This window comes from Nocardia sp. NPDC050799 (assembly GCF_040654015.1).
GTDB lineage: Bacteria > Actinomycetota > Actinomycetes > Mycobacteriales > Mycobacteriaceae > Nocardia.
Genome location: NZ_JBFAHF010000001.1, coordinates 324,575 through 348,228, shown reverse-complemented (window position 1 = coordinate 348,228; position 23,654 = coordinate 324,575). Strand labels below are relative to the sequence as shown.

At 69.6% G+C, this 23,654-nt stretch carries 28 protein-coding genes and 1 pseudogene; 15 read left to right on the top strand and 14 right to left on the bottom strand.

Features of this window, described 5'->3' with window-relative positions:
- The first annotated feature begins 89 nt into the window (after positions 1 to 89).
- Positions 90 to 701, top strand: a complete 612-nt coding sequence (locus AB0H42_RS01685; RefSeq protein ID WP_357048183.1) for a TetR/AcrR family transcriptional regulator — start codon at positions 90 to 92, stop codon at positions 699 to 701.
- A gap of 130 nt (positions 702 to 831) precedes the next feature.
- On the opposite strand, the gene AB0H42_RS01680 is transcribed toward AB0H42_RS01685, so the two are convergent.
- From AB0H42_RS01680 to AB0H42_RS01650, 7 genes are all read right to left on the bottom strand, one after another.
- Positions 832 to 1,317: a hypothetical protein gene (locus AB0H42_RS01680; protein ID WP_357048180.1), complete on the bottom strand. Its 486-nt coding sequence runs from the start codon at positions 1,315 to 1,317 to the stop codon at positions 832 to 834.
- Positions 1,318 to 1,444: 127 nt separating this feature from the next.
- Positions 1,445 to 2,206: an ABC transporter permease gene (locus AB0H42_RS01675; protein ID WP_357048177.1), complete on the bottom strand. Its 762-nt coding sequence runs from the start codon at positions 2,204 to 2,206 to the stop codon at positions 1,445 to 1,447.
- The gene (locus AB0H42_RS01670; RefSeq protein ID WP_357048174.1) at positions 2,203 to 3,351 is read right to left on the bottom strand and encodes an ABC transporter substrate-binding protein; all 1,149 of its coding nucleotides are present in this window, start codon (positions 3,349 to 3,351) and stop codon (positions 2,203 to 2,205) included. Before AB0H42_RS01670 ends, AB0H42_RS01675 begins: the two co-directional genes overlap by 4 nt.
- Positions 3,348 to 4,079, bottom strand: a complete 732-nt coding sequence (locus tag AB0H42_RS01665; protein ID WP_357048171.1) for an ABC transporter ATP-binding protein — start codon at positions 4,077 to 4,079, stop codon at positions 3,348 to 3,350. Before AB0H42_RS01665 ends, AB0H42_RS01670 begins: the two co-directional genes overlap by 4 nt.
- Complete coding sequence (locus AB0H42_RS01660; RefSeq protein WP_357048169.1) at positions 4,055 to 5,089, bottom strand: acyl-CoA dehydrogenase family protein; 1,035 nt, start codon at positions 5,087 to 5,089, stop codon at positions 4,055 to 4,057. The genes AB0H42_RS01665 and AB0H42_RS01660 overlap by 25 nt, the downstream gene beginning before the upstream one ends.
- Positions 5,086 to 5,607: a DUF4242 domain-containing protein gene (locus tag AB0H42_RS01655; RefSeq protein WP_357048166.1), complete on the bottom strand. Its 522-nt coding sequence runs from the start codon at positions 5,605 to 5,607 to the stop codon at positions 5,086 to 5,088. Before AB0H42_RS01655 ends, AB0H42_RS01660 begins: the two co-directional genes overlap by 4 nt.
- 98 nt (positions 5,608 to 5,705) lie before the next feature.
- On the bottom strand, positions 5,706 to 5,753 hold the full coding sequence (locus AB0H42_RS01650) for a hypothetical protein (RefSeq protein ID WP_357048643.1): 48 nt from the start codon (positions 5,751 to 5,753) through the stop codon (positions 5,706 to 5,708).
- A 95-nt stretch (positions 5,754 to 5,848) separates the two neighbouring features.
- On the opposite strand from AB0H42_RS01650, the gene AB0H42_RS01645 reads away from it, so the two are divergent.
- The 3 genes from AB0H42_RS01645 (at position 5,849) to AB0H42_RS01635 (ending at position 8,856) form a co-directional block, all read left to right on the top strand.
- Positions 5,849 to 6,442, top strand: a complete 594-nt coding sequence (locus AB0H42_RS01645) for a helix-turn-helix domain-containing protein (RefSeq protein WP_357048163.1) — start codon at positions 5,849 to 5,851, stop codon at positions 6,440 to 6,442.
- Positions 6,443 to 6,693: 251 nt separating this feature from the next.
- On the top strand, positions 6,694 to 7,683 hold the full coding sequence (locus tag AB0H42_RS01640) for an endonuclease/exonuclease/phosphatase family protein (RefSeq protein WP_357048160.1): 990 nt from the start codon (positions 6,694 to 6,696) through the stop codon (positions 7,681 to 7,683).
- Between the two features lie 303 nt (positions 7,684 to 7,986).
- Positions 7,987 to 8,856 carry a sulfurtransferase gene (locus AB0H42_RS01635; protein ID WP_357048157.1) on the top strand — a complete coding sequence of 290 codons (870 nt, stop codon included), beginning with the start codon at positions 7,987 to 7,989 and terminating at the stop codon, positions 8,854 to 8,856.
- A gap of 214 nt (positions 8,857 to 9,070) precedes the next feature.
- Here the strand turns inward: AB0H42_RS01635 and AB0H42_RS01630 are convergent, their stop codons facing one another.
- A complete protein-coding gene (locus tag AB0H42_RS01630) occupies positions 9,071 to 10,030 on the bottom strand; it encodes an NmrA family NAD(P)-binding protein (RefSeq protein ID WP_357048154.1) in 960 nt (319 codons plus the stop codon).
- 50 nt (positions 10,031 to 10,080) lie between these two features.
- On the opposite strand from AB0H42_RS01630, the gene AB0H42_RS01625 reads away from it, so the two are divergent.
- Positions 10,081 to 10,830 (top strand): helix-turn-helix domain-containing protein, encoded by a 750-nt coding sequence (locus AB0H42_RS01625; protein ID WP_357048151.1) that lies wholly within the window; start codon positions 10,081 to 10,083, stop codon positions 10,828 to 10,830.
- 84 nt (positions 10,831 to 10,914) lie between these two features.
- Positions 10,915 to 11,286 carry an MmcQ/YjbR family DNA-binding protein gene (locus tag AB0H42_RS01620; RefSeq protein ID WP_357048148.1) on the top strand — a complete coding sequence of 124 codons (372 nt, stop codon included), beginning with the start codon at positions 10,915 to 10,917 and terminating at the stop codon, positions 11,284 to 11,286.
- Positions 11,287 to 11,313: 27 nt separating this feature from the next.
- Here the strand turns inward: AB0H42_RS01620 and AB0H42_RS01615 are convergent, their stop codons facing one another.
- Positions 11,314 to 11,877: a TetR/AcrR family transcriptional regulator gene (locus AB0H42_RS01615; protein WP_357048145.1), complete on the bottom strand. Its 564-nt coding sequence runs from the start codon at positions 11,875 to 11,877 to the stop codon at positions 11,314 to 11,316.
- A 104-nt stretch (positions 11,878 to 11,981) separates the two neighbouring features.
- Between AB0H42_RS01615 and AB0H42_RS01610 the strand changes: the two genes are divergently transcribed.
- On the top strand, positions 11,982 to 12,905 hold the full coding sequence (locus tag AB0H42_RS01610) for an NmrA/HSCARG family protein (RefSeq protein ID WP_357048142.1): 924 nt from the start codon (positions 11,982 to 11,984) through the stop codon (positions 12,903 to 12,905).
- Between the two features lie 356 nt (positions 12,906 to 13,261).
- Here the strand turns inward: AB0H42_RS01610 and AB0H42_RS01605 are convergent, their stop codons facing one another.
- A complete protein-coding gene (locus AB0H42_RS01605; protein ID WP_357048139.1) occupies positions 13,262 to 13,441 on the bottom strand; it encodes a hypothetical protein in 180 nt (59 codons plus the stop codon).
- A gap of 534 nt (positions 13,442 to 13,975) precedes the next feature.
- Here AB0H42_RS01605 and AB0H42_RS01600 point away from each other — a divergent pair.
- Positions 13,976 to 14,167 carry a DUF4177 domain-containing protein gene (locus AB0H42_RS01600; RefSeq protein WP_357048137.1) on the top strand — a complete coding sequence of 64 codons (192 nt, stop codon included), beginning with the start codon at positions 13,976 to 13,978 and terminating at the stop codon, positions 14,165 to 14,167.
- Between the two features lie 43 nt (positions 14,168 to 14,210).
- Here the strand turns inward: AB0H42_RS01600 and AB0H42_RS01595 are convergent, their stop codons facing one another.
- Entirely contained in the window at positions 14,211 to 15,092 is an 882-nt protein-coding gene (locus AB0H42_RS01595) for an NAD(P)H-binding protein (protein WP_357048134.1), read from the bottom strand.
- Positions 15,093 to 15,176: 84 nt separating this feature from the next.
- On the opposite strand from AB0H42_RS01595, the gene AB0H42_RS01590 reads away from it, so the two are divergent.
- Complete coding sequence (locus AB0H42_RS01590; RefSeq protein WP_357048131.1) at positions 15,177 to 16,001, top strand: AraC family transcriptional regulator; 825 nt, start codon at positions 15,177 to 15,179, stop codon at positions 15,999 to 16,001.
- 69 nt (positions 16,002 to 16,070) lie between these two features.
- Here AB0H42_RS01590 and AB0H42_RS01585 read toward each other — a convergent pair whose 3' ends face one another.
- On the bottom strand, positions 16,071 to 16,529 hold the full coding sequence (locus AB0H42_RS01585) for a helix-turn-helix domain-containing protein (RefSeq protein WP_357048128.1): 459 nt from the start codon (positions 16,527 to 16,529) through the stop codon (positions 16,071 to 16,073).
- A 56-nt stretch (positions 16,530 to 16,585) separates the two neighbouring features.
- On the opposite strand from AB0H42_RS01585, the gene AB0H42_RS01580 reads away from it, so the two are divergent.
- Complete coding sequence (locus AB0H42_RS01580; RefSeq protein ID WP_357048125.1) at positions 16,586 to 17,431, top strand: alpha/beta fold hydrolase; 846 nt, start codon at positions 16,586 to 16,588, stop codon at positions 17,429 to 17,431.
- 97 nt (positions 17,432 to 17,528) lie between these two features.
- The gene (locus AB0H42_RS01575) at positions 17,529 to 18,230 is read left to right on the top strand and encodes a M24 family metallopeptidase (RefSeq protein ID WP_357048640.1); all 702 of its coding nucleotides are present in this window, start codon (positions 17,529 to 17,531) and stop codon (positions 18,228 to 18,230) included.
- Between the two features lie 19 nt (positions 18,231 to 18,249).
- Here AB0H42_RS01575 and AB0H42_RS01570 read toward each other — a convergent pair whose 3' ends face one another.
- Complete coding sequence (locus AB0H42_RS01570; RefSeq protein WP_357048122.1) at positions 18,250 to 18,648, bottom strand: MerR family transcriptional regulator; 399 nt, start codon at positions 18,646 to 18,648, stop codon at positions 18,250 to 18,252.
- A gap of 295 nt (positions 18,649 to 18,943) precedes the next feature.
- Here AB0H42_RS01570 and AB0H42_RS01565 point away from each other — a divergent pair, with 295 nt between their 5' ends.
- From AB0H42_RS01565 to AB0H42_RS01550, 4 genes and pseudogenes are all read left to right on the top strand, one after another.
- Entirely contained in the window at positions 18,944 to 19,519 is a 576-nt protein-coding gene (locus AB0H42_RS01565) for a TerD family protein (protein WP_357048119.1), read from the top strand.
- Positions 19,520 to 19,660: 141 nt separating this feature from the next.
- A complete protein-coding gene (locus tag AB0H42_RS01560) occupies positions 19,661 to 21,025 on the top strand; it encodes a hemolysin family protein (RefSeq protein ID WP_357048116.1) in 1,365 nt (454 codons plus the stop codon).
- Positions 21,018 to 22,016: pseudogene (locus tag AB0H42_RS01555) on the top strand (hemolysin family protein); the annotation flags it as partial. The gene AB0H42_RS01560 and the pseudogene AB0H42_RS01555, both read left to right, overlap by 8 nt.
- A gap of 252 nt (positions 22,017 to 22,268) precedes the next feature.
- Positions 22,269 to 22,742: an RDD family protein gene (locus AB0H42_RS01550; protein ID WP_357048113.1), complete on the top strand. Its 474-nt coding sequence runs from the start codon at positions 22,269 to 22,271 to the stop codon at positions 22,740 to 22,742.
- Positions 22,743 to 22,927: 185 nt separating this feature from the next.
- Here AB0H42_RS01550 and AB0H42_RS01545 read toward each other — a convergent pair whose 3' ends face one another.
- Complete coding sequence (locus AB0H42_RS01545; protein WP_357048110.1) at positions 22,928 to 23,320, bottom strand: hypothetical protein; 393 nt, start codon at positions 23,318 to 23,320, stop codon at positions 22,928 to 22,930.
- Positions 23,321 to 23,654 lie beyond the last annotated feature (334 nt).

Sequence of the window (23,654 nt, the reverse complement as noted above, 5' to 3'; positions counted from 1 at the left end):
TGCTGGTGTGGCGGTGGTCACGTCCAGCCTGATTCAGGAAGGGCATCCTGTCAACCTTGGTTCTCCGTTTCCTGTGGCATGCTGAGGATGTGGCCGTGCAATCGGGGGTCTACCGGGGCGTCAGCGCGGCCGATCGCGCCGCCGAACGCCGCGCCCGGCTGCTCGAAGCGGGTCTGACCGTCTGGGCGGACCCGGACACGCGGACCACGATGACCGCCGTCTGCGCCGCGGCGGGACTCAGCGAGCGCTACTTCTACGAAAGCTTCTCCGGGCTCGACGCCTTGCTCGAAGCGGTGATGGACGGGATCGCGGCGGAGATCGAGGAGATCAGCCGGCGGGCCGCCGAGCACGCCGGCACGGACCCGGCCGCACGCGCCCGGGCCTCGATCCGCGCATTCGTCCAACAGCTGCTCGACGATCCTCGCAAAGGCCGGGTCGCCATCGTGGAGTCGGTCGCAGTACCGGAATTGCGCCGGCGCCGCACCGAACTCCTACGCCACCTCGCCCATCAGTCGGCGCTGGAGGCGCGAGAATTCTTCGGCCCCCGCGACCGCAGCGAGAACGCCGACGAAACCGCCGGCCTGCTCTTCGTCGGCGGTATGGCCGAACTCGTCACCGCCTGGCTCGACGGCACCCTGCGAGCGTCCGCGGACGAGATCGTCGATGCGGCCGCACGCGCCCTGGTCGGCCTCTACCGCTGAGCCCGGTGCGCACGCCGATTCGCTCGGTGCCCCGTGCGGCGGGCCTCGTGTGAACGCTCGGGCAAGCGCGTTCCGGCGGTGCGGCGAACCGACGTCGACGACAGGCTCTCGGTGATTCGGTACGAGCGCGTCAGGCCACCGGTGTCCGCCGGCCGGTCACCCCCGCAGAGCGGCGGCGCACACCGAGGTACGGCAGGGCGAACTGGTAGAGCCCGGAGAAGAAGAGCAGCGCGAGCGGAATCAGCGGCAGGTAGGAGACCCACACGATGGGCTCCGGCAGCGACAACGCGACGATGGTCGCCAGCACGGTCAGTGTGAAGGTGAAGGCGGACCAGCGGTGCAGTTGCCGGACGCGGTACGCGGCCGGCCGGCCCGGCGATCCCGCGTCCACCCGCCGCGCGAAGTCCGCGGCCGCGCCATCGCGCCGGGCCGCGACGAGAGGTCGCACGAACAGATAGACGCCGGACAGGAACAGGAAGACCAGTGGCGGAAGCGGTAGATAGGACACCCACTCCGGACCCTGCAAGGCCAGGACGACCACGGTGATCACCAGGGTCGCCGTGAAGATCGGCACCAGCGCGCGGTGCGTCCGCCGGATCGGCCTGTTCCAATTCATTGCGTCCTCCTCGGAAGAGATTCGCGGTCCGGCGCTCGGCCGTGCGAATGTCGATGCGGACGACGCTAATGGCGGCGCTGTGACCAGCGCTTCTCGATTCCTGATCACTTGTCCCTGCCCGGGCCGGTCAGCGGCGGTCGAGTACCACCCGGGAAAGCGTGTCGAGTGCGTAGCCGATGATGCCGATCACCACGATCACCGCCATCACCTGGTCGTAGGCGAGCTGGTCACGGGCGTTGAGGATCTGGTAGCCCAGCCCGGAACGGACACCGAGCATCTCGGCGGGCACCAGCACCACCCAGGCGATACCCAGTCCGATCCGGAGACCGGTCTGTACCTGGGCGCGGATCGCGGGCAGGATAACCGCAGTGAGCCGCTCCCGGCGCGACGCGCCGAAGGACCGCGCCACCAGCAGCAGCCCGGGGTCGATCGCCCGTACCCCCGCCGCCGTATTGAGCACGATCGGCCACACCGAGGCCGCGGCGACGAGGAAGATCACCGGCTGGTTCCCGATACCGAACAACGCCACCGCGATCGGCGCCCAGGACAGCGGGGAGATCATGCGCAGGAACTGCACGACCGGCGCGACCGCCTGTTCGGTGACCGCGTGCAACCCCAGCAGCAGTCCGAGCGGGATACCGACGGTGACCGCGATCAACAGGCCGACCAGCAGTCGCCACATACTCACCGCGATATCCGGGAGCAGCACACCGCGATCGAACAGTTGCCCGGCCGCACCGGGCACATGTTGCGGGCCGAACTCGCGCAGTAGCGATTCGGGGCCGGCCACCAGATCGGTGAGAATCCACCACAGCAGCAGGGCGGCGGCGACCGCGGCGAGGCGCGGCAACCAGATACCGGTCCGGGGCCGGGTCTCGACAGTGTTCACGATGGGTCGATCTCCTCGATGCGGGTGAGCCGGTCGGGCAGGCCGAAGGCGGCCGGGCCGCCCGCACGGTCGAGCGCGGCCCGGATGAATCGGTCGTCGACGAGCGTGTCGTGCGCCCGGTCCGGATCCAGGCCGGCGAGGAAACGGGTATCGCCGTCGACGACCGTCTCGTGCATGGCTGCCACCAGCGCGGTGGTGAAACTCGGAAAGGGAAAGGGCTGGAACCCGATGCGTTGCGGCTGCCAGGTGGGGTGACGGACCGGAAGCGTATCGGGATAGGTGAGCGCCTTGGTGATGGCGGGCAACGGCTGCGGAAGATAGGCGCCCGACAGCTGTTTCGCGGCGGCGGGCCGGTCGGCGCCGATACGCAACTGGGCCGCGACCACCGCGTCGGCCACCGCCTGGGCGGCCACGGGACGCCGGTCCAGCAGGTCCTGGTGCACGACGAGCGCGCAACAGGCGTGATCGCGCCACAGATCGCCGAGGAACCGGTGGATGCGGCCGACACCGCGCAGTTCGGCGACGGCATTGAAGGGATCGGCGACGGTGAAGGCGCTGATAGAGCCGTTGGCCAGCGCCGGGACCATATCCGAGGGACTCATCACGACCAGTTCCACCGTGTTCGCCGCACGGTCGGCGGCGCCGCGGATCACCGGACGTAACCCGTTCGCGCGCAACAACTGCTGGATCACGATGTTGTGGATGGACCACCAGAACGGTATCGCGACCTGGGTTCCGGCGAGCTGCCCGAGGTCGGTGATCCCGGGCGCGACGGTCAGCGCCGATCCGTTGGTGTGATTCCAGCCCAGGACGCGGGCCGGGGCGCCGAGGCCGAAGCGCAGCTGCACCGCCATCGGCATGAGCAGATGCACGATATCGACCTGCCGGGTGAGGAACGCTTCGGCCAGTGCCGCCCAGCTGCGGAACAGCACCGGTTCGGCGAGGTCCGCGGCCCCGCGCTCGGCGATGAGCAGCGGGGCGGCGTCGGTGATGGGCAGGTAGCCGATCCGCAGCCGCTCCCCGCCGCCCCCGCGCCGCTGCGCCGCCGCCCGGCCGAGGTCGGCCAGTCCGGCGAGACCGCCCGCCGCGACCAATCCGGCACAGCCGCAGAGCAATCCGCGCCGCGATATCGGCACCGCGCTCACCGCGCGACCGCCGAATCCCGGTAGCGGTCGATGATCCGCTGCCGCAGGTGATCTCGTTCCCCGGCGTCGCCCAGGTCGCGGAACTCCTCGCGGACCGTACCGCCGGAACCGATGAGCACGATACGGTCGCCTAGGCGCAGGGCCTCGTCGATATCGTGGGTGACCATTACCGTGGTGCAATCGATCTCGCGGACGAGATCGGCCAGCCAGTCCTGCAGATCGGCACGGACCGCGGGGTCGAGCGCGCTGAACGGCTCGTCGAGCAGCAGCAGCCGCGGCCGCACCGCCACCGCCCGGATCACCGCGACCCGCTGTGCCTGCCCACCGGAAAGCTGGTCGGGCCGCCGGTCCGCGAGCCCGGCCAGGCCGAACCGGTCCAGCAGGTCGTCCACGTGCCCGGAATCGAAACCGGCCCGGTGCCGGGCGAAGCGACCGCCGAACCGGACATTGTCACGCACCGTGAGCCACGGCATCAGCAGCGGTTGCTGGAAGACCATGCCGGTGGCCGGACCGCGGTCCTCGCCCGCACCCCAGCTGATCTCCCCGCCGTCGAGCCGGTCCAGACCCGCCACCACGCGTAGCAGCGTCGATTTCCCGCTACCGCTGGCGCCGAGCACCACGAGCAACTCTCCGGCGCCGATCCGCAGATCGACTCCGTCGAGGACGGGTTCGGAGCGGCCGGGATAGGTTTTGCGGGCGCCCGCTAGTCGTACTGCGACAGTTCCCACCGCAATTGGCCTTCCGAAGGGGATTGAACAGGGAGGAAGGCGGCTTCCCGGAACCGCCGGTTGGTATCGCAGTGCACGGCGTAGCCGGCGCCGCCACGCAGGGTGGATTCCAGCCGGGTCGCGTCCACCGCGACGCGGGCGGCGTCCAGGCGCAGCCGGATGAGGTCGGCCGGAGTGTTCGCGTGCGCGTCCCGCGCGTAGCTGTGCAGCCGCCGCTGCGCCGAGGCGTACCGCTGGGCGACAGTGCGGTATTCGGCGCGGAACTGGGCGCCGAGCCCGTGCAGCCGGGTTCCCGCCTCACCGGCCGAGGTCCCGGCGACCCCCACACAGAACGCCGTCTGCAACAGCAGGAACACCGGCCGGATGGTCGCGCAGAACGCCGGAAGGTCCGCGGTGACCAACTGATCCTCGCATACCCACACCCGGTCGAAGGTCAGCGCCGTCGAGGCCGTCGCGCCCAGCGCCAGCAGTTCCGGCGCCGGGCGGATACCCACGCCGTCGGCGTCGGCGCGCACCACGCCGACCCGCCCCTGCCCGTCCCGGCCGCGGAACGGGAAGACGATCAGTGCGTCCGCGAACACATTGGAGGCCCAGGCTATGGGACCGGACACCCGATCGTCGACCGCCTCGTCGGCGTGCAGTGGTAGTTCGCCGAGTCCCGCCAGGTGTTTGAGTGCCGCCGCCATCGCGGTGACACCGACCTGCCGGCCCGAGGCGAGTTCGTCGAGATGGCGTTCTCGCACCGGTTCCGGTGCGCGCCAGACGTATTCGAGTGCCATCCGCTGCGCCCACAGCGAGAAGCCCGCCGCCAGGCTCTCGGCCGCGACCTGCTCGATGACGCCGGCGATCTCGCGAATGTCCGAGCCGCCGAGCTCGGCGCCGAGCAACCCGCGCCGGCCGATCTCGGCGATATCGGCGCGGGTATCGGCACGGCCGAGGTCGAGATCGGCGGCGCGGGCCCGGACGAATTCCGCGACCGTGCGGCCGCCGGAGGTGACGGCGGCGGTCATATCCGCGGGTCCGTCAGTTCGTGCAGTCGATCGACCGGCGTGCTCACCACGTCGCGGGCGCGGCGGACCGCGGCCTCGTCGGGGGCGTCGTAGAAGCACAGGCATTTGGCCGTGTCCTCGCGGACATAGGTGCGCAGGAAGCTCACCTCGGGGACATCGGCGTACTTGGGCGCGTTCGCCCTCTTCCGCGCGAGGTAGGTGTCCATATCGATCTCGGCCGGAATATCCCATTCGACCAGGTAACCGGCGGTGGGCCGGGCGGCCTTGATCGTGGCCAGGTCGGCGCCGACCAGCCGGACTTCGTGCGGGCCGTCGACGCTATCGGCGAGTAGGTCCGCGGCCGGGAGCTCGGGAGCGCGACAGCTCGCGAATTCGGTGATCGCGAATATTCGGGTGGCACCCGCGGTCACCTGGGCTTCGATCAGCCCGCCGCCCTCTTTCTCGGCACGCGCGCCGAATTCCTCGAGGGTGCGGGCGGCAGCGCCGGTGGGCACGATTTCGTACAGGTAGAGGGACATGGCAGCTGCCTTCCGAGGGTGGGATCTGCGAGAGTGCACGGCCGCGACCGCGGCCGGGAGATGCGTGAACGGTTCGCTCCGCCGGGTGGGGAGCCGGATCAGCGCTGGTGACGACAGGCAGCGGTCGCGACGCGCACGAGGTCCACGTGCAAGCGGCGAGTCAGGTTGCTGCGGGTCACGGCAACAGACTATCCACAGATAGACCGATCTGTCTATATCGAGAAATGGTTATGGTGGACTCGTGGCCACAACAACGGAGTCCGCGGCACCGGCTGCCGCCGAACGCCGCGGCAGACCAGCGCCCGCGCAACGCCTGCTCGACACCGCGACAACCCTGTTCGCCCGGTACGGCATCCGCGCGGTGGGTATCGATCGGATTCTCGCCGAGTCCGGGGTGGCGCGCGCCAGCCTGTATTCGAGCTACGGCTCAAAGGACGCGCTGGTCATCGCCTACCTCGACCATCTCGACCACCGCGATCGCACCCGATGGAACGAAGCCACCGCCGAGATCACCGACCCGGGCGAGAAGATCCTCACCTTCTTCGACCTCGCGCTCGCGTCCGCACCCAGCCGCGGTTTCCGGGGCTGCCAATACGCGAATGCCGCAACCGAATTCCCGGAGGAAACGCTGCCCCCGGTAATCGCCCACCGCCGCTGGATGCTGGACACCCTCACCGAACTGCTCCGCGCCCGCGGCGCCACCGAGGCCGCCGGGCTCGCCCGCCGCATCCAGTTGATCTACGACGGCGCGCTGGCCGGCTCCAAATTCGAGCACACGGTGGAGCCGCTACGCCTGGGTCGCACGATCGCCGCGGAACTCGTACCGCCCGGCTGAGCGGAACGCCTCCGGCCAACCGAACCCTCACCGCGGCAGCGACATGCAAGGCAATGCCGCGGCGGCAGACCGCGCCCGGCCGACCGGACACCTCCGGTAACTCCTGATCACTACCGCGGCAGCGATGTTCGAGGCGATGTCGCGACGGCAGACCGTTGCCCGGCATCGCGTACCCGGCCGAGCCGGCCGGCCCGCGCCGAAGGCCGGAACGGCCTGATTCGCGGCGCGGGCCGTGTGCTTGGCTGTCGGATATGAGGTGGCATCCGGTTCGCGTGGGTATCGGGGCACTGGCCTGGACGGCCACCCTCGCCGGAGCCGCCGGGGTGGGTCTGCACTTCAGTCGCTCGAGTTCCCGCCTGCTGGTGCTCGCGGCCTCGGGCGCGCCGTATCTGATGGGTTCCGCGCTCGTCGGCGTGGCGGTCTTCGCCGCCGGGCGGCGCTGGGGCGGTGCGGGGTTGGCCGGGGTGGTCGCCGCCGCCGGGATCTGGACGCAGGCTCCCCTCTACACCGGTGGCCAGGGTGACGACCAGGGCCGCACGGTGACCGTGATGCAGGCCAATCTCCTCTTCGACGGCGCGGATCCGCGAGCGCTGGTCGACGAAGTACGCGCCCGGAAGGTCGAGATACTCACCGTCGATGAACTCACCCCCGCGGCGGTCGCGGCACTCGACCGGGCCGGACTCGACGAGGCATTGCCCCATCGCTACCTCTCCCCCGGCCGGACCGCGACCGGGACCGGGATCTGGAGCAGCCACCCGCTCTCCGATACCGTCGAGTACGACGGATTCGTGCTGAACCAGCTCTCGGCGACCGTGTCGATCCCGGAGATCGGGCCGGTGGCGGTGTACGCGTTCCATCCGGTACCGCCGGTGTACGGGACACGGGTGTGGGCGGACGAGTTGTCGCGGCTGCGCGCGATCCTCGAACGGGCGCCCGCGGACCGGCCGGTGCTCGTCGGCGGTGATTTCAACGCGACCTACGACCATGCGCAGTACCGAGCCCTGTCATCCGGCCGGTTCGCCGACGCCGCCGTACAGGCGGGGGCCGGGCACCTGGTCACCTACCCGACCGATAAGCGGTGGCCGCCGCTCGTCGGTATCGACCACATCCTGACCGCGGGCGGCCGCGCGGTGGCGGTCGAAACTGTGGGGCTGCCCGGCGCGGATCACCGGGCCCTGGTAGCCCGGATCCAGCTGTCGAGGGGAGACCTACATGCCACCGCCTCCGAGGGTCATCGATGAGCTACCGGCGCACAGTTGCGCCCACCCATCGCTCGCGAGCAGTTCCGATCGTCGCCCGACCTGCTGCCGGCCCGGCGGTGACGACCGCCACGGACTCGCCTGTTCCCGCGGTGTGCGGCGCCGAGTTCGCCTCGCACAGATTCGAATCATGACAGGACGGTCACGACGCGACGCCGGGATCGCGGCAGCCGGTACCCGCTCGGACCGCTGCTAGCATCCGCTGTGCCGTCGCCGACCGATCCGCACCGGTCGCCCGTGGCGGAACAGCCCGTGACGGCAAGCCGCAGAGGTGGAGACCATTCGATGACTGCTCGTGCCGAAGTGTTCACTACCGCCGCCGAACTGGCGGCGACGCTCGCGTCCGGAACCGAGGTGACGCTGCTGGATGTGCGGTGGCGGCTGGACCGCCCCGACGGGCGCGCCGACTACCGCGCCGCCCACCTGCCCGGCGCCGTCTACGTCGACCTGGACAGCGAACTGTCCGACCACTCGGTGACCGGCCGCGGTCGCCACCCGCTACCCGACGGTGCGGCACTGCAACGGAGCCTGCGGGCCTGGGGCGTCCGCGACGGCGTCCCGGTGGTGGTCTACGACGACTGGAATCGCGCCGGTTCGGCGCGCGCCTGGTGGGTGCTCACCGCCGCCGGACTGCCGGAGGTCCGCATCCTCGACGGCGGTCTGCCGGCCTGGCGGGAGTTCGGCGGTGCCCTCGAGAGCGGTCAGGTGATCCCGGCGCCCGGCGACGCCACCGTGACCCGGCCGGACCTTTACACCGGTGCGCGCGATGTCGTGACGGCGGAGGAATTGGCCGATATCGCCGCGCAGGGATCGCTCGTCGATGTTCGGGCCCCGGAGCGGTACCGGGGCGAGAACGAACCGGTCGATCCCGTGGCCGGCCATATCCCGGGGGCACGCAATGTTCCCGCGACGGGCCTGCTCGACGAGTCCGGCCGGTTCCTTCCGGACGAGGAGATCCTCGCCCGGTATCCGGCCGGCGACCCGGCGCGGCCGCCGGCCGTCTACTGCGGTTCGGGCGTGACAGCCGCGATCGCTGTCGCCGCGCTCACCGCTGCCGGGCGGAACGCGAGCCTGTTTCCCGGTTCCTGGTCGCAGTGGAGCGAGGATCCGTCCAACCCCGTAGAGACCGGCGACCCATCGGTTCCGGAGGTCTGAGCCCACGGGTTCGGCGTCGTGATCGCGGCTCCGGCGCACCGCCCGCGCTCACGACACCGAGCACCGTCGTGGCGAGCTCGGTGCCTCGGCGAAGGCGTTGCGCGCCCGGCCGGCCCAGGCGGAAGCGAAGGCCGGCACGAGGCGCGGTCGATGCCCGGAGCGGAAACCGGTGGCAATACGAGAGCCGGCCGAGCGCCCCGAGCCGCCCACGGGTCTACCGCACGAATTCGACGCCGGCGGCGGTGAGATGCTCCCGGAGGACGGTGGCGCCGGATTCGGCGAGCCAGTCACCGAAGGTACGCAGGCCGGGATGGATCACGCGGAGAGCTTCGATATCGGCGTGCCAGCGGTAACCATCGCGCCAGTTCGTGCGCACCGCGGCGATCTCGGTGCCGAGCGCCGCGGCCTCGTCGTCGGTGAGCTGCTCGTACCGCACCGCGATTCCGGTGGCCTCGCTGATCGCGGCGGCGGCCGCGACCGGGGTCGGCTGGTCCCCCGCGAGTTCCAGTGTGCGTCCGGCGAACCGGGCCGGGTCGGTGAAGGCGAGGAGAGCGAATTCGGCGATATCCTCCACCGCGATGATCTGCATGGGCTCGTGGGGCGGGAACAGATGCCGATGCATCCCACGGGATATACCGTCGATACCGGCCACCGCGACGCCGAGATAGTTGGTCATGAATCGGACCGGTCGTAGCACCGTCGGCACGGCGACTCTGTCGAGGAGATACTCCTCGATCGCCCGCTTCCCGGCCCCGCCCGGCAACGGCGCCGAGGTCGAGGCGACCGTGCTGAACACGACCTGCTCGACCCCCGCGGCCACTGCCGCATCGATCAGCGCCCGGCCACGCGCCGCCTCGACTTCGGTATCGACGCCGGCCGGCCCCAACGCCACGGGCGGTATGCCGAATACGCCGGCGACACCATCCAGTGCGCGCGCCAGGCCGGACGGGTCGTCGAAATCTCCGCGCACCAGCCGGGCGCCCGCGGCGGCCAGCGCGAGCGCGGCCGGGGCCTCGGTATCACGGACCAGGGCACGCACCGGCCGGCCCGCGGCCAGCAGGCGCCGCGCGGTGGCGCCGCCCTGCCGGCCGGTGGCACCGGTGACGAAAATCGGTGAATCGGAATCGGAATCGGTGCGCACGGCGTCCGTTCCGTCGAATGTGGATACTGACATGATCCGGAATACTTCGCCCGTTTCCCTTTCCCGGACAAGGAATACGTGACATGACAGCACCACCGGCGCCCAACAGTGAGCGCGCCGACGCCCGGCGCAATCGAGAGCTCGTCCTGCAGACCGCCGTACGCGTGTTCACCGAGGACGGGCCGGAGGTGTCGATCGGCCGGATCGCCCGGCGCGCGGGAGTGGGCGCCGGGACGGTGTACCGGCATTTCCCCAGTAAGGAAATTCTGATCGAGGCGGTACTCGCCGAACATGTCGCAAGTCTCGCCCGGGCGGCCGACCGGTGGGCCGAATCGGCCGCGCCCGGCGACGCGCTGTTCGGTTTCCTGCTCGAGGTGATCGAGAAAACGGCGGGCCGCAAACAGATCTGCGATGCGCTGACCGCTGATCAGAGCTGGCCACATGCCCTGCTCACGACCGCGGCGCAACAGTTCGACGAGGCGCTGCGACGCCTGTTGCACCACGCGCAACGGGCCGGTGCGGTGGACGCCGAGGTACAGGTCGCCGATCTGACCGCGCTGACCGTCGGCGGCGCCGCGATCCGGTCGGCGCACCGCAGCCGGGCGGGCGGCGCCCGGCTCGTCCGGCAATTGATCGATGTCGTGCGGGCCACGGCCGTCACGGAAGGAGCCGACTTCCGTGACAATGCGGTGCCGCGTCGTCACGAAACCGGGCGCGGCCGCCATTGCGCCGAATGCGGTACCCGCTTGCGGGATCGGACCACCGGCCGGCCGGCCCGCTACTGCGGGCCGACCTGTCGACAGCGCGGATACCGTCGGCGCGCGGGCAGCTGAGCCCGCCCGTCCGGACATCGGATCGGCACCCCGGGCGGGCGGCGTGCCACGAAAATCGTCGGTGCACGTTGCTAGGGTGACGCCATGGCCGAAACGCCACTGACCAGGCTGCGCGGACTGTGCACTGCGCTCCCCGAGACCTCCGAGCGGATCAGTCATGGCGAACCCACCTGGTTCATCCGGGGGAGGAAGACCTTCGTCACCTACGCCGATCACCATCACAGCGATCGACTGGGTTTCTGGTGCGCCGCGCCGCCCGGGGCCCAAGAGGCCATGGTGAGCGCCGAACCCGAACGATTCTTCCGGCCTCCCTATGTAGGGCACCGCGGCTGGCTCGGGGTCTATCTGGATGTACCGGTCGATTGGGCGGAGATCGGCGAGATCGTGGTCGACGCCTACCGCACCGTCGCCCCGAAGACACTGGTGGCCTGGCTGGACGAAACCGGCCCCGGGTAGCGGCCGCAGCGCCCGGAAGGTGTGGCGTTACGGGCTCAGGCCCGCCACGGTGAGCCGGAAGAGCCGATCCGCCTCCGCGGCCGGGTCGGGAAAGTGCTCGGTGGCCAGGGAGATACCGACAACCAAGGTGATGAGGTCACCGGCGGTGGTGCCGGCGGCCACCGCACCGTCCCGGGCGGCCCGCCGGACCAGGGGCTCGACCGCTTCCCGCATGGACGCGGCACAGGTGTTCGCGTGCACCGGGTCGGCGGCGGCGCCGCCGTCGTAGGACAGCGCGGCGGCCAGGCCCCGGGCGGAGACGCAGTAGTCGACGAGATCGCTCAGCCATTCCAGCAGCGCGTTGCGGCTGTCGTCCACGCCGGCGAGGACGGCGGCGCGCAGCCGCAGTGCCTCGATCCGCTCCCGTGAAACGGCCTCGAGCAGCGCGCGGCGGGTGGGGAAATGCCTGCGTACCGTCGCCGAACCGACCCCGGCGGTCCGGGCGATCTGTTCGAGGGACGCGCCGGCGCCGTGCGCGGCGACCTCTTCTTGGGCCACGGCGAGGATGCGGGTGTAGTTACGCCGCGCGTCGGCGCGCTTGCGGTCCGGCATGGCGTCCTCATCTCCGATATTGCTAAGTGGCGGGCCCCGCCGTATTCTAGCGGAGCATAAATGGCGGGCCCCGCCACTTATGGTCGATCTCGCGAGGAGCATCCATGTCCACCGAAACTGCACCCGTTCTGGTCACCGGGGCCACCGGCCGACAGGGCGGCGCCACCGTCCGCGCGCTACGCGCGGCCGGTATCCCCGTACGCGCCCTGGTCCGTGATCCGTCCACCCCGCGCGCTGCGGCCGTCGCCGCGCTCGGCGCCGAACTGGTCACCGGCGATCTGGACGATCGCGATTCGGTGACCCGAGCCGCCCGCGGCGTCCGCTCGGTGTTCTCGGTGCAGATGCCCCCGCTCACCGCCGCAGGGTTCGATTTCGCCGGGGAGCTGTCCCAGGCCACGAATCTCGTCGAAGCCGCCTCGGCCGCCGGGGTGGAGCAGTTCGTGCACTCGTCGGTCACCGGCGCCGGACAACACGCCGAGACACCCGGCTGGTCCGAGGGCCGGTGGTCGGCGGTGGCCCCCTCCCTCGACACCAAGGCAGAGATCCAGAACCGGGTGCGCATTGCCGCTTTTCCGCGCTGGACGATTCTGAAGCCCGGTTTCTTCATGGAGAATTTCCTGCCCTCCATGGCATTCCTGTTCCCGCGCGGAATCGAGGGCGGTCTGGTGAGTGTGCTGAAGCCGCAAACCCGGCTGTCCCTGGTGGCGGTGGACGATATCGGCCGGGCGGCCGCCGCGGCCGTCGCGGACCCGAAGCGTTTCCACCGGGTCGAGCTGGAGCTGGCGAGCGATCACCTGTCCATGACCGAAATCGCCGGAACTCTCTCCAGCGCCCTCGGCCGGCCACTGGCAGCGCCCGATATGACCGAGGAGCAAGCGGCCGCCGCCGGGATGCCGCCGATGGGTGCCACACACGAATTCCTGAACGCGGCGGGCCAACCGGGGCGGCCGGAGTACGCGCGGGCACTCGGCATCCCGCTCACCAGCTTCGCGGAATGGACACGGGGGCAGAAATTCGCCGACGCCTGATCCACTCCGGCCTCTCGCGCACCGGAGAGACCCGTGGCCCGCACCTCGGGCCGCCGAAGACAGTGGTCCGACCCATCTCTCACGGCGAGCTCGACGCGGGCGGGAGCCCGGCCGAACCGAACTGTCTGCGTGCGCCGCGAAAGTCACGACGCGGACCTGCCCCGGAACGAACGGAAGTCCGGGTGGTCACCGCCGGATCGTATGCAATTTCCCAACGGCCACAGATTTTTGGGCTCATGGTGAATCGAAGCGCTTCACGCCGAACGCGGGTGATCGCCTGCCCGGCAACCCCGCCCGCACAGGAGCGCTGCCGGGTGGCACGTGGCCACCCGGCACCACCATTTCCCGCGCCGGACTCAGCGGTACCGGCGCACCAGAGCGACCGTCGCGGCCAGGCACAGTGTGGCCGTGAACGCGTAGATCCCGCGGGACCCGAAACGGGTCCGTAGCCGCCAGCTCGACGGCCTCCACCAGCGCCGGGCGTAATCGCCATTCATATTCCGTAGTCCCGGAACGGCGCTGTCATCGATCGTCACGGCGTCAACTTTCTCTCGATGGAATGGTCCCGGATAATCGAGATCCCGCGGATCGGTAATTCTCTGACGAATTCCCGTCCGCGCATCCGGATCGGTGGCTGCTGCGGTCTCGCCGCCGATCAGGCATCCACTCGATCGTGAAATACGTACGCGCATAGAGTAATCGACTACGCACACCTGGGACCGCGATCGCGCCGACGATCAGAATCGTATCGAAAATCGACCCGCGGCCATCCCCCCGACCGGGGTACTCATGCCCCCTCATCCACTGTTCACACAACCGCAACCAGAATTGCCGCGATCGGAGACATCGAAATCAAAACTATTGCGCGCGGCGCCCGGACGATATATTCCCACCGCGGCCGGGACACACCGCCTCTTCTGTCCGCGGGACACGGCCGACTACGTACGGGCTCTCCGGCCCCGGTCCGCACCGGCAGCCCGTAGTTGACCGTGCCGTAGCGGCATGGTTTCGAATGACCCGTGCAGGCCGGCCCGGGCGCCGGCGGTGAGACGACCGAAGGGAGACGGTTCATGGCCGCGCAATGGGAGTACAAGGTGCTGACCTACAAACTCCGGATGAAGGGCTTCGACTACGCCCGGATCGAGGAGGACCTCAACGAACTCGGGCGCGCGGGCTGGGAAGCGTTCAGCACCCTCGCCCCGAGCTTCGGGTCGGGCCAGGCCATCGAGATCAGTGTCATCCTGAAGAGGCTCGGGGCCTGACCCGCACGCGGACCGGCGACGACGACACCCCGCGCGGCCCGCGTCAGTACGAACGCCAGTTGCGCACCGCCGGCACGTCACCGAACGCCGAAGCGTGGTCGGCGACCCAGTCGGCGTAGGTACGCGGCGGCCGGCCGAGGACTTCGCCGATATCGCCGGTCACCACGGCATTCCCGCCGGCCCGGGCGAAAGCCTGACCGGCCAGCGCCCCGTCCGCGAATTCCGTGGTGGCCCCGGCGGCGAGCATATGTTCCCGGGCGGCACTCTCGGCGATGTCGACCACCTCGACCGGGCGTCCGAGCGCGGCGGCAAGGGTGGCGGCCTGGTCGTGTGTGGTGAGCAGTTCCGGGCCCGTGAGCGTGTAGACCCGACCGGTATGAGCGGAGGAGAGCAGCGCTTCGGTGGCGACGGCGGCCACATCGCGCGGGTCGACCACTCCCTGCGCGCCGGAGCCGGTGAGGTTCGAGACGGGGAGCCCGGCTCGGAGCGCGCTCGCCCAGGCGAGGGTGTTCGAAGCGAACGAACTGGGCCGCAGGACAGTCCAGTCCACGCCGCTGTCGCGAACAGCTTCCTCCCCGGGCAGATGCCAGGTCCCGACCCGCCCGAGTTCGGGGTCCCCGGTGCCGATCGCGGACAACTTCACGATACGGCGGGCTCCGGCGTCCCGGGCCGCCCGGATCAGCGCGCGGTCGGACTCGACATGTTCCGGTCCGAGCACACCGAGGACGAATACCGATTCGGCGCCGGTCATCGCGCGGGCCACGCCGGGCACGTCGGTGTAGTCGCCGTGGACGACCTCCACTCCGGCGGGAACCGAGGCCGCACCGGGGTTGCGGGTGACAGCACGAACTCGTTCGCCGCGGGCGGCCAGCTGCCGGACGATCTCGCTGCCGATGGTGCCCGTGGCACCGGTGATCAGGATCATGGCACCACCGTGCCCTCGCCCGGGGCCGGACCGATAGGAGATTTCGGCACAATCCGAGCATCCTGACCTGCATACACTCGAAGAGTGACCATCCCGCCGGCGCAGCTGCCGTCCGTGACCACCGACCTCACCGAGACCACGACGCCGGCACCACCGTCCCTGCGTCCGTGGCTCACCGAACTCGGCCGCATTCCGGCGAACCGCAACTTCGCCGTACCCTTCGCCCATCTTCCGTGGGCCACCACCATGATCGTGCTACGCACCGAACAAGACCACGGCTCACGCGACCCGCTCGTCCTCGGACCACGCACCCGTGCGTCCTATGCCACCGCGGACAAACCCCTCGGTTGCCTCCGGCTACGGCTCGCGCCGGGCGCCACCGGGCCGGTGCTCGGGGTCGGCGCCGACGACCTGACCGACCGGGTCGTCCGCCTCGCCGAGCTGCCGGGCCCGGCGGCCGGCCTCGCCGCCGAACTGGCCGAGTTGCGCCACGACGAGCTGCTGCCCTACCTGGAAGAGCGGCTACCGCGACGTATCCGGGAGAGCCCGACTCAGCGGCTGCATCGGACGCTGCTCCGGATCGCCGTCGACACCGTATCCGCGGAGCCCACCGGCGGTACGATCCCCGCGCTGGCCGGTGCCCTCGCCGTAAGCGAACGCCAGCTGCGCAATCTCTTCACTGCCGGAATCGGTGTCTCCCCGAAGCACTACACCCGGATAGACCGGGTCCGGAGGGTGCTCGCCGCGGCCGGAACTTCCTCGTGGTCACACCTGGCCGCCGGCGCCGGTTATTACGACCAGTCCCATATGTCCGCCGAATTCCGTTCTCTCATGGGCGTTTCCCCGCGGTCGTTCCTGGACGGCACCCGAATTCCGGTACTGCCCTGCCGACCGTCGAGGCTCGGCTGACCGGTACCGGTGCAGTGGGTCATTCGTCGTCGCATCCTCGAGAATGCGGGGGTGTGGCACCGGTCGGCCCTACATATCCGTTCGGCCGGACCCGTGCCCCTCCGCCACCGCATCCTCCGGTCCGACACCCGCCATACGATGGGTACTGATCGTCGGCATATGTGTTTCGGCCCAGTCCCGCATCGCGGCGAGGACGAGTTCCAGTGACTGCCCGAGCTCGGTCAGTCCGTAGTGGACCTGCGGCGGCACAGTCGGTTCGACGTGCCGGGTGACGAGTCCGTCGGCGACGAGCCCCCGCAGGGTCTGTGACAGCATTTTCTGCGAGACACCGGGCATCCGCCGGCGCAGCGCAGCGAAACGTACCGGACGCGGGCTGTCCTCGGCCAGTACCTTGACCACCATCGAGACCCATTTCGTCCCGAGCCGGTCCAGCAGCTGCCGGGTCGGGCAGTCCGGTGCGAACAGATCGCCGCGCCGAGCGGTCACCCCGGGGTGACCGAGTTTCGCGAAAGTGCCGTCTTGTTCCACCCGCGCTCGCTTTCCTACGGTGATGTGATCACCGAAGGTTACTCAGGAGGCGCGATATGCGGACCGGCACACCACCGCAGGAGGTGCGGATCAACGCGAATTCGGTGGACCTGGCCGTGACGGTGTCCGACTCCGGCCCCGGGCTCATGCTGCTCCATGGCTGGCCACACACCCGGCGCATCTGGGACCAGGTGATCCCGGCGCTGGCCCGGGATCACCTGGTCATCGCGCCGGACCTGCGCGGTCTCGGTGACAGCGCCCGGCCGCGCGACGGCTACGACGCGGGCACCCTCGCCGCGGATCTCGCGGGCCTGCTCGACGCCTTCGATCTCCCGGCCGCGTCGGTACTGGCTCTGGACGCTTCGGTGCCCGCGGCATTCCTGTTCGCACTGCGGCAGCCCGAGCGCGTACACCGGCTCGTCCTGATGGAATCCCTGTTGGCTCCGCTGCCCGGTGCGGAGGAATTCCTGGCCGCCGGACCACCCTGGTGGTTCGGGTTCCACGCGGTGCCCGGTCTCGCGGAAACAGTTCTGGCGGGCCGCGAAGCCGAGTACATAGATTGGTTCCTCACCGCGGGCACCACCCGACCCGAACGGATACCGGCCGACCTGCGGGCCGCCGTCCTCCGGGCGTATACCGGAGCCGAGGCGCTGCGCAGCGGTTTCGCCTACTACCGTGCCATGCCCGAGAATGCGCGCCAGATCGCCACGGCGGTCTCCGATTACCGGCTGCGCGTACCGACACTGGCCTTGGGCGCCGACAGCGTGGGTAACGCCCTGTACCGGCAATTGAGCACGGTCGCCGAGGATCTCGTCGGCCGGCTGATCCCGTCCTGCGGCCACATCATCCCGCTCGACCGCCCCGACGCCCTGCTCGCCGAGGTCGTTCCCTTCCTACGCTGACCGCGGCGGATTCATCCGCCGCCCGATCCCCTGATCTCCGATCGCGCCGTCCCTCGCGGCGTAGCGGTTCCGATGTCCTAGGGTCGGATCCATGGAGGTGGACCCCGCCGAATCGGCGCGAATCGCAGCACTGCTGGATGCCGAGGCCAAGGCCGCGGCCCTGTTCGACGAGGTGGTCGCCCGCGGTCTCCTCGCCCCCGGCGGCACCGAGTCCGCGGTCGGCGACGCCGTGCGCGATCTCGCACACGAAATGTTCGGCATCCGCCGCTTCTGGCACAAACGCATCGTCCGCGCCGGCGTGAACACCCTCGAGCCCTACGCGGCGAACCCGCCGGACCGGGTCATCGGCGCGGACGATATCTGCTTCCTCGACTTCGGGCCGATCTTCGCCGAATGGGAGGCCGACTTCGGCCGCACCTACGTACTCGGCGACGACCCGGCCAAACTGGCGGTACGCGATGCCCTCGAACCACTGTGGGAGCGGGTGCGCGACCACTTCGACACCCATCCCGAGATCACCGGCGCACAACTCTACGACTGGACCGTCGCGCGGGCCGCCGAACAGGGCTGGGCCTTCACCGCCCCCCTCGCGGGCCACTTGATCGGAGAGTTCCCGTACAAGCAGATCTCCGGCACCGAGGTCACGTCCTATATCGCGCCCGGATCCGATATCCCCATGCGGCGCGCCGACCCCACCGGCCGCCCCTGCCATTGGATCCTGGAGATCCATCTCGTCGACCGCGCCCGCGGTTTCGGTGGATTCTTCGAACAGCTCCTGGATCTGCGGGCACCCGCGTAGCACCACACCCGGTTGCGATTCACAGGACCGGAATATCGGGCGGCAGTTGCAGCGCCACCATGATCAGCGAGTGGATGCGGGCGCTGATCACCGTCAGCAGGCCGTGGATCTCGGCCGGAGCGGTTTCGGCGGCGGCGTGCAGGAGTTTCAGATCGTCGTCGATACGGTCCAGCACCTGCCCGATATCGCCGGGGCCAGCGGTGAGCGCGGTGGCGATCTCCTCCAAGGGCAACCCCTGCGCCTCTAGCCGGCGGATGAGGTGGACCCGGGCGATATCGGCAGCGTCGTAAAGCCGATAGTTACCGGTCGTGCGTTCGGCCGGCGCCAGCAGGCCCAGTCCGGTGTAGTAGTCGATGGTACGGGCGCTGACCTCGGCGCGGGCAGCGAACTCACCGATCCGGAGCGGCGACTCGGGCACGGGCACCTCCTTCTGCCACCGTCAACCATACAGTGGTGCGTGCTAGTGTCGGACGTATGCCCGCACGAGGGACTCGGCAAACGCGCAGCGTCACCGGCACCGAACGGCCGGTGGTCCGGACACCCCGCGCGTGCTTGGCCGCAACCGGCGTTCACGCCGGGCGACCTACCTTCGCGCAGGTTTCCGAACGGCCGGTCACGCGAACACCGGGCAACGAAGAACGCCCCACCGCGGCCGCCCCGACGACCGCGGTACCGGACAGCCGATGACGTCTCGAGAATCAGGAGTAGCCGAAATGAGTGTCAGTCTCGCCAAGGGCGGAAATGTCTCGCTGTCGAAGCAGGCGCCGAACCTGACCGCGGTGGCGGTCGGTCTGGGCTGGGATGTGCGGGCGACCACGGGTGCCGATTTCGATCTGGACGCCAGCGCCATCGCGACGGGCCCGGAGCAGAAAGTAGTGTCCGACCAGCACTTCGTGTTCTACAACAACCTGCGTTCCCCCGAGGGCAGTATCGAGCACACCGGCGACAACCTCACCGGTGAGGGCGAGGGCGACGACGAGGTGATCAATGTCGATCTGGCGGCCACCCCGCCGACGATCACCAATATTTTCTTCCCGGTGTCCATCCACGACGCCGATGCCCGGCAGCAATCGTTCGGCCAGGTGCGCAATGCGTTCATCCGGGTGGTGGACCGGGCCAACGGGGCGGAACTGGCGCGCTACGACCTGTCCGAGGACGCTTCCACCGAAACCGCGATGGTGTTCGGCGAGCTGTACCGGCACGGTGCCGAATGGAAGTTCCGCGCCGTCGGACAGGGTTACGCGTCCGGACTCGCCGGGATCGCCCGCGACTACGGCGTCAACGTCTGACGCCCAGCAAGACTGGCTCCATGTTCACCTACAACCGTTCCCTGAGCAAAGAGAGTTCATGAGACGCGCACCGCGCAAGAATCGGCACTCCGGCGCGCGCCGGGGCGAGGAGCCTCCCCGACACCGAACCGGGACGCGACAATGCTGACCGCACTGAACATCGCCCTCGGCATCGTCGTCGTCCTGCTCATCACGGCGGTGACAGGTTATTTCGTCGCCCAGGAATTCGCGTTCATGGCCGTGGACCGGTCCCGGTTGAAAGCCGGTGCCGCGGCCGGCGACCGGGCCGCCGGCCGGGCGCTGCGGGTCACCCGGCGCACGTCGTTCATGCTCTCGGGCGCCCAGCTCGGGATCACGGTGACGGGGCTGCTGGTCGGCTATGTCGCCGAACCGCTCATCGGCCGGGGGCTCGGGGATCTGCTGGGCGATGCCGGGGTCCCGGCCGCCGTGGGGATCGGCATCGGGGCGGTGCTGGCCATCGCGTTCTCCACCGTGGTGCAGATGCTGTTCGGGGAACTGGTACCGAAGAACCTCGCCATCGCCCGGCCCGAGCCGGTCGCCCGCCGGCTCGCGGCCTCGACGACGGTGTACCTGAAGGCGTTCGGATGGCTGATCCGGCTGTTCGACCAGTCGTCGAACCTGCTGCTGCGCGCCCTGCGCATCGACCCGGTGCACGATGTCGAGCATTCGGCCACCCCCCGCGACCTCGAGCACATCGTCGCGGCATCCCGTGATTCCGGGGAACTACCCGCCGAATTGTCCACGCTGCTCGACCGTATCCTCGACTTCCCGACCAGCACCGCCGAACACGCCATGGTCCCCCGGGCGCGGGTCGACACGGTGCACATCGATGATCCGGTGCACGAGGTCCTCACCAGGATGCGCACGGGCCATACGCGCTACCCGGTCGTCAGTGATTCCAGCGACGACCTGCGCGGGGTGATCCATCTGCACGACCTCCTCGACGGCGCACCCGCCGGTACCGCGCAGACCCGGTTGCGCCCCGCGGTCCTGGTCCCGGCATCGCTGCCGCTGCCCGAGCTGGTGGACCGGCTCGGCGCCGCCCGCGAGGAGATGGCGCTCGTCGTCGACGAATACGGTGGTTTCGCCGGTATCGTCACCGTCGAGGACATCGCCGAAGAACTCGTCGGCGAAATCGCCGACGAACACGACTCCGGCACCACCGCCGATATCGTCGCCGAGGGCGAGGGCTGGCTGCTGCGCGGTGATATCCATCTCGACGAGGTCGAACGTCTCCTCGAATGCACCCTGCCCAGCGGCGATCACGAAACCCTCGCCGGCCTGATGATCAGCGTCTTCGGTGGATTACCCGAAGTCGGGGATCAGGTCCGCGTCCCCTTGCCGGCGGAGCCGGCCGACTATCTCAGCGACCCGCCACGCCCGGCCCGCGTCCTGGTCGCCGAGGTGCGCCGCGTCGACAAGCACGTGCCCGCGTCGGTGTTCGTCACCGTGCGGCCCGAATCGGAGGCCACCGCAGATGAGTAACCCCTGGATCGTCGCGGCGGTGACGGTGGGGTTGATCGCGGCGAGCGCGTTCTTCGTCGCGGTCGAGTTCGCGCTCATCGCCGCCCGGCGGCACCGGCTCGAGGACGCCGCGGCGAGCAGCACGGCCGCGCGCGCGGCGCTGCGCAGTGCCGCGGAGCTGTCGGTGCTGCTGGCCGGGTCACAGCTCGGTATCACCGTGTGCACCCTGGCGCTGGGCGCGATCACCAAACCCGCTGTGCACCATTGGCTGACCCCGCTGTTCGAAGATCTCGGCGCGCCGGTGTGGGTCGCCGATGTCATCGGCTTCGTCCTCGCGCTCATCGTGGTGACATTCCTGCATCTGGTGGTCGGTGAGATGGCGCCCAAATCCTGGGCGATCGCGCATCCGGAGAAGTCGGCCACGATTCTGGCCGTCCCGATGCGCGTCTTCATGTGGTTCACCCGCCCGCTGCTCACCGCGCTCAACAGCACCGCCAACCGGTGCCTGCGCGTCGTCGGCGTGACCCCGGTGGACGAAGTCGACGCCGGTCAGGACCCCGCCGCGCTGCGCCACCTCGTCGAACACTCCGCGACCGTGGGCACCCTCGACGAGCGCTACCACGGCAATCTCATCAGCGCGCTGGAACTGGAACAGCTCACGGTCGCCGATATCGTCCGGCCCGACGCCCACCCCAGCGCGGTCCGCCCGGACGCCGGGCCGGAGACGATCCAGGCGATCTCGCGCGAGTCCGGCCATCTGCGCCTGCTGGTTCGCGAGGGCGCCCGGATCGACGGGGTCCTGCACGTTCGCGACAGCCTGCAGGCCGGGCCGGGCACCACCGCGCGGCGGCTGATGCGCCCGGTCCTGACCCTGGCCTCCGCGACGAAGGTATACGAGGCGCTGCGCACCATGCGGGAGACCCGCAGCCACCTCGCCGTCGTCACCGCTGCCGGCCGCGCGGACCCGGTCGGCCTGATCACCATTACCGATGTCCTGCAACGCCTGCTGCCCCGGCCGGTCACGGAAACGCCGCCCCGGACCACCCCGCCGCGGCACGCGGACAGCGAACCGGTGCCACCCACGGCCGCCACCGACGATTCGCGGGGCGAACGGCACCGCGGCGGAGCCCGGGATATCAACGGCCCCAACCACTCTGCGGACGACCGTATCGAACGTCACGACCAGATATGAGATCGTGGAACCGCCCCCGGATGGGCACCGCGCCCACCCCGCCGGGGGCGGTCGCTATCGAGGAGGAGCACGATGACCACCGGAGCATACGACCCCCGATTCACCGCGGCTGCGGAGATCACCCCGGGTGGACTGGGCAAACGTGCCGCGGCCCGCTTCATCGACTGGATCGTCGCGGCGATCGTCGGCGGGATCTTCTTCTGGTTGCTGAACACGACCGCCCACACCCCCGGCTGGGTGTCGATCCTGCCCGGCGCCGGATTCGCCTTCCTGTACTTCGTCGGGTTCGAGGTGACCTCCGGATCCACCCCCGGTAAGAAGCTGCTCGGCCTGCACGTCAATGGTTCCGGCGGGGCGGCGAAGCCCGGCATCAAGGAATCCGCCCTGCGCAACGCCTATATGCTGCTCAACCTGGTGCCCTGCATCGGCGGCGTCCTCTGGTTCTTCGCCGCACTCGGTATCGCCGTCACAGTCGCCTCCAGCTCGACGAAGCAGGGTTGGCACGACCGGGTGGCGGACGGTACCCAGGTGATCGAGACGTCCTAGCGCCTGCGGCGGTCGGGGTCGGGTCATACGGCTACCGCAGGATTCACGCCGAACCAACGATCGCGATGTATAAAGGTCTGCTCTCGCACGGTATCGGTTCTCATGACGTTGGCCGGCATCCGCGGGTTGCCGGCCTCGGTGCGCGTGGGCACTACCAGCGGTGCTCTGGTGTCCGGCGCGGGACCTCAGGGGTTGGACGAGCCGGTCGGCAGTGGCAAGATCAAGTGCCACTCGCCGCAGTTGGCGGTCTTGAACGCTGCATCGGTCGGCTGGATGGTCACCCGCACCGGGTGCTCGTCGCGAGTGAAGTGCTGGTCGAGCAGTGGCCGCGATTTCGGGTTGTCGTCGTCGGCGGCGGTCCAAGGCCGCCACAGCCTCTTCCAAGCACACTCCAGAGCCGGGTCGGGGGTGCCCGGCGCCTCCCAGATTCCGGGCACGATGTCGACGCCGACCAGATAGTCACCGTCGTGCGGCATTACGCCACCGGGTTGGGCGGCTGCAGTTCCTGCGTTGGCCAGGGTCACCGCCGTGGCCACTGCGCCCAGTAACATGAGTACGCTACGAACACGGATAGTCATGATGTCTCCTATTGGGGGTGTTTCGTGTTCTCGCCGCGCGGTGAACCCGGCTGCTCGGATGTGTTGAGAACGGACGCGCAGTTTCTGCGCCCACCGACCGAGAGGGCGGGCATCGGTTCGGCTGCGCCCGGTTGTGTTGAGCCCCAGTACGATACACCTGAGGTGTTCCCGTAGTCGCCGGTATTCGTGAAGATTCCACCGCCCCGTTGATGCAGACGTCAGGCGCGGTCGTTCTCACCGGGCCGGCGTAGGTGGTGTAATCGCCCTCGTCGGTGACCCAATGACTGAAGTTGCCGTTGGCGTCTGCCTTGGCGACGTCGCGCTTATCCGGGTT

Bases quoted from the DNA above. Each gene is read 5' to 3' on its own strand.
- AB0H42_RS01680 (WP_357048180.1), bottom strand. From the start codon at position 1,317: ATGAATTGGAACAGGCCGATCCGGCGGACGCACCGCGCGCTGGTGCCG.
- AB0H42_RS01660 (WP_357048169.1), bottom strand. From the start codon at position 5,089: ATGACCGCCGCCGTCACCTCCGGCGGCCGCACGGTCGCGGAATTCGTC.
- AB0H42_RS01655 (WP_357048166.1), bottom strand. From the start codon at position 5,607: ATGTCCCTCTACCTGTACGAAATCGTGCCCACCGGCGCTGCCGCCCGC.
- AB0H42_RS01640 (WP_357048160.1), top strand. From the start codon at position 6,694: ATGAGGTGGCATCCGGTTCGCGTGGGTATCGGGGCACTGGCCTGGACG.
- AB0H42_RS01635 (WP_357048157.1), top strand. From the start codon at position 7,987: ATGACTGCTCGTGCCGAAGTGTTCACTACCGCCGCCGAACTGGCGGCG.
- AB0H42_RS01630 (WP_357048154.1), bottom strand. From the start codon at position 10,030: ATGTCAGTATCCACATTCGACGGAACGGACGCCGTGCGCACCGATTCC.
- AB0H42_RS01625 (WP_357048151.1), top strand. From the start codon at position 10,081: ATGACAGCACCACCGGCGCCCAACAGTGAGCGCGCCGACGCCCGGCGC.
- AB0H42_RS01620 (WP_357048148.1), top strand. From the start codon at position 10,915: ATGGCCGAAACGCCACTGACCAGGCTGCGCGGACTGTGCACTGCGCTC.
- AB0H42_RS01615 (WP_357048145.1), bottom strand. From the start codon at position 11,877: ATGCCGGACCGCAAGCGCGCCGACGCGCGGCGTAACTACACCCGCATC.
- AB0H42_RS01610 (WP_357048142.1), top strand. From the start codon at position 11,982: ATGTCCACCGAAACTGCACCCGTTCTGGTCACCGGGGCCACCGGCCGA.
- AB0H42_RS01600 (WP_357048137.1), top strand. From the start codon at position 13,976: ATGGCCGCGCAATGGGAGTACAAGGTGCTGACCTACAAACTCCGGATG.
- AB0H42_RS01595 (WP_357048134.1), bottom strand. From the start codon at position 15,092: ATGATCCTGATCACCGGTGCCACGGGCACCATCGGCAGCGAGATCGTC.
- AB0H42_RS01580 (WP_357048125.1), top strand. From the start codon at position 16,586: ATGCGGACCGGCACACCACCGCAGGAGGTGCGGATCAACGCGAATTCG.
- AB0H42_RS01565 (WP_357048119.1), top strand. From the start codon at position 18,944: ATGAGTGTCAGTCTCGCCAAGGGCGGAAATGTCTCGCTGTCGAAGCAG.
- AB0H42_RS01560 (WP_357048116.1), top strand. From the start codon at position 19,661: ATGCTGACCGCACTGAACATCGCCCTCGGCATCGTCGTCGTCCTGCTC.
- AB0H42_RS01550 (WP_357048113.1), top strand. From the start codon at position 22,269: ATGACCACCGGAGCATACGACCCCCGATTCACCGCGGCTGCGGAGATC.
- AB0H42_RS01545 (WP_357048110.1), bottom strand. From the start codon at position 23,320: ATGACTATCCGTGTTCGTAGCGTACTCATGTTACTGGGCGCAGTGGCC.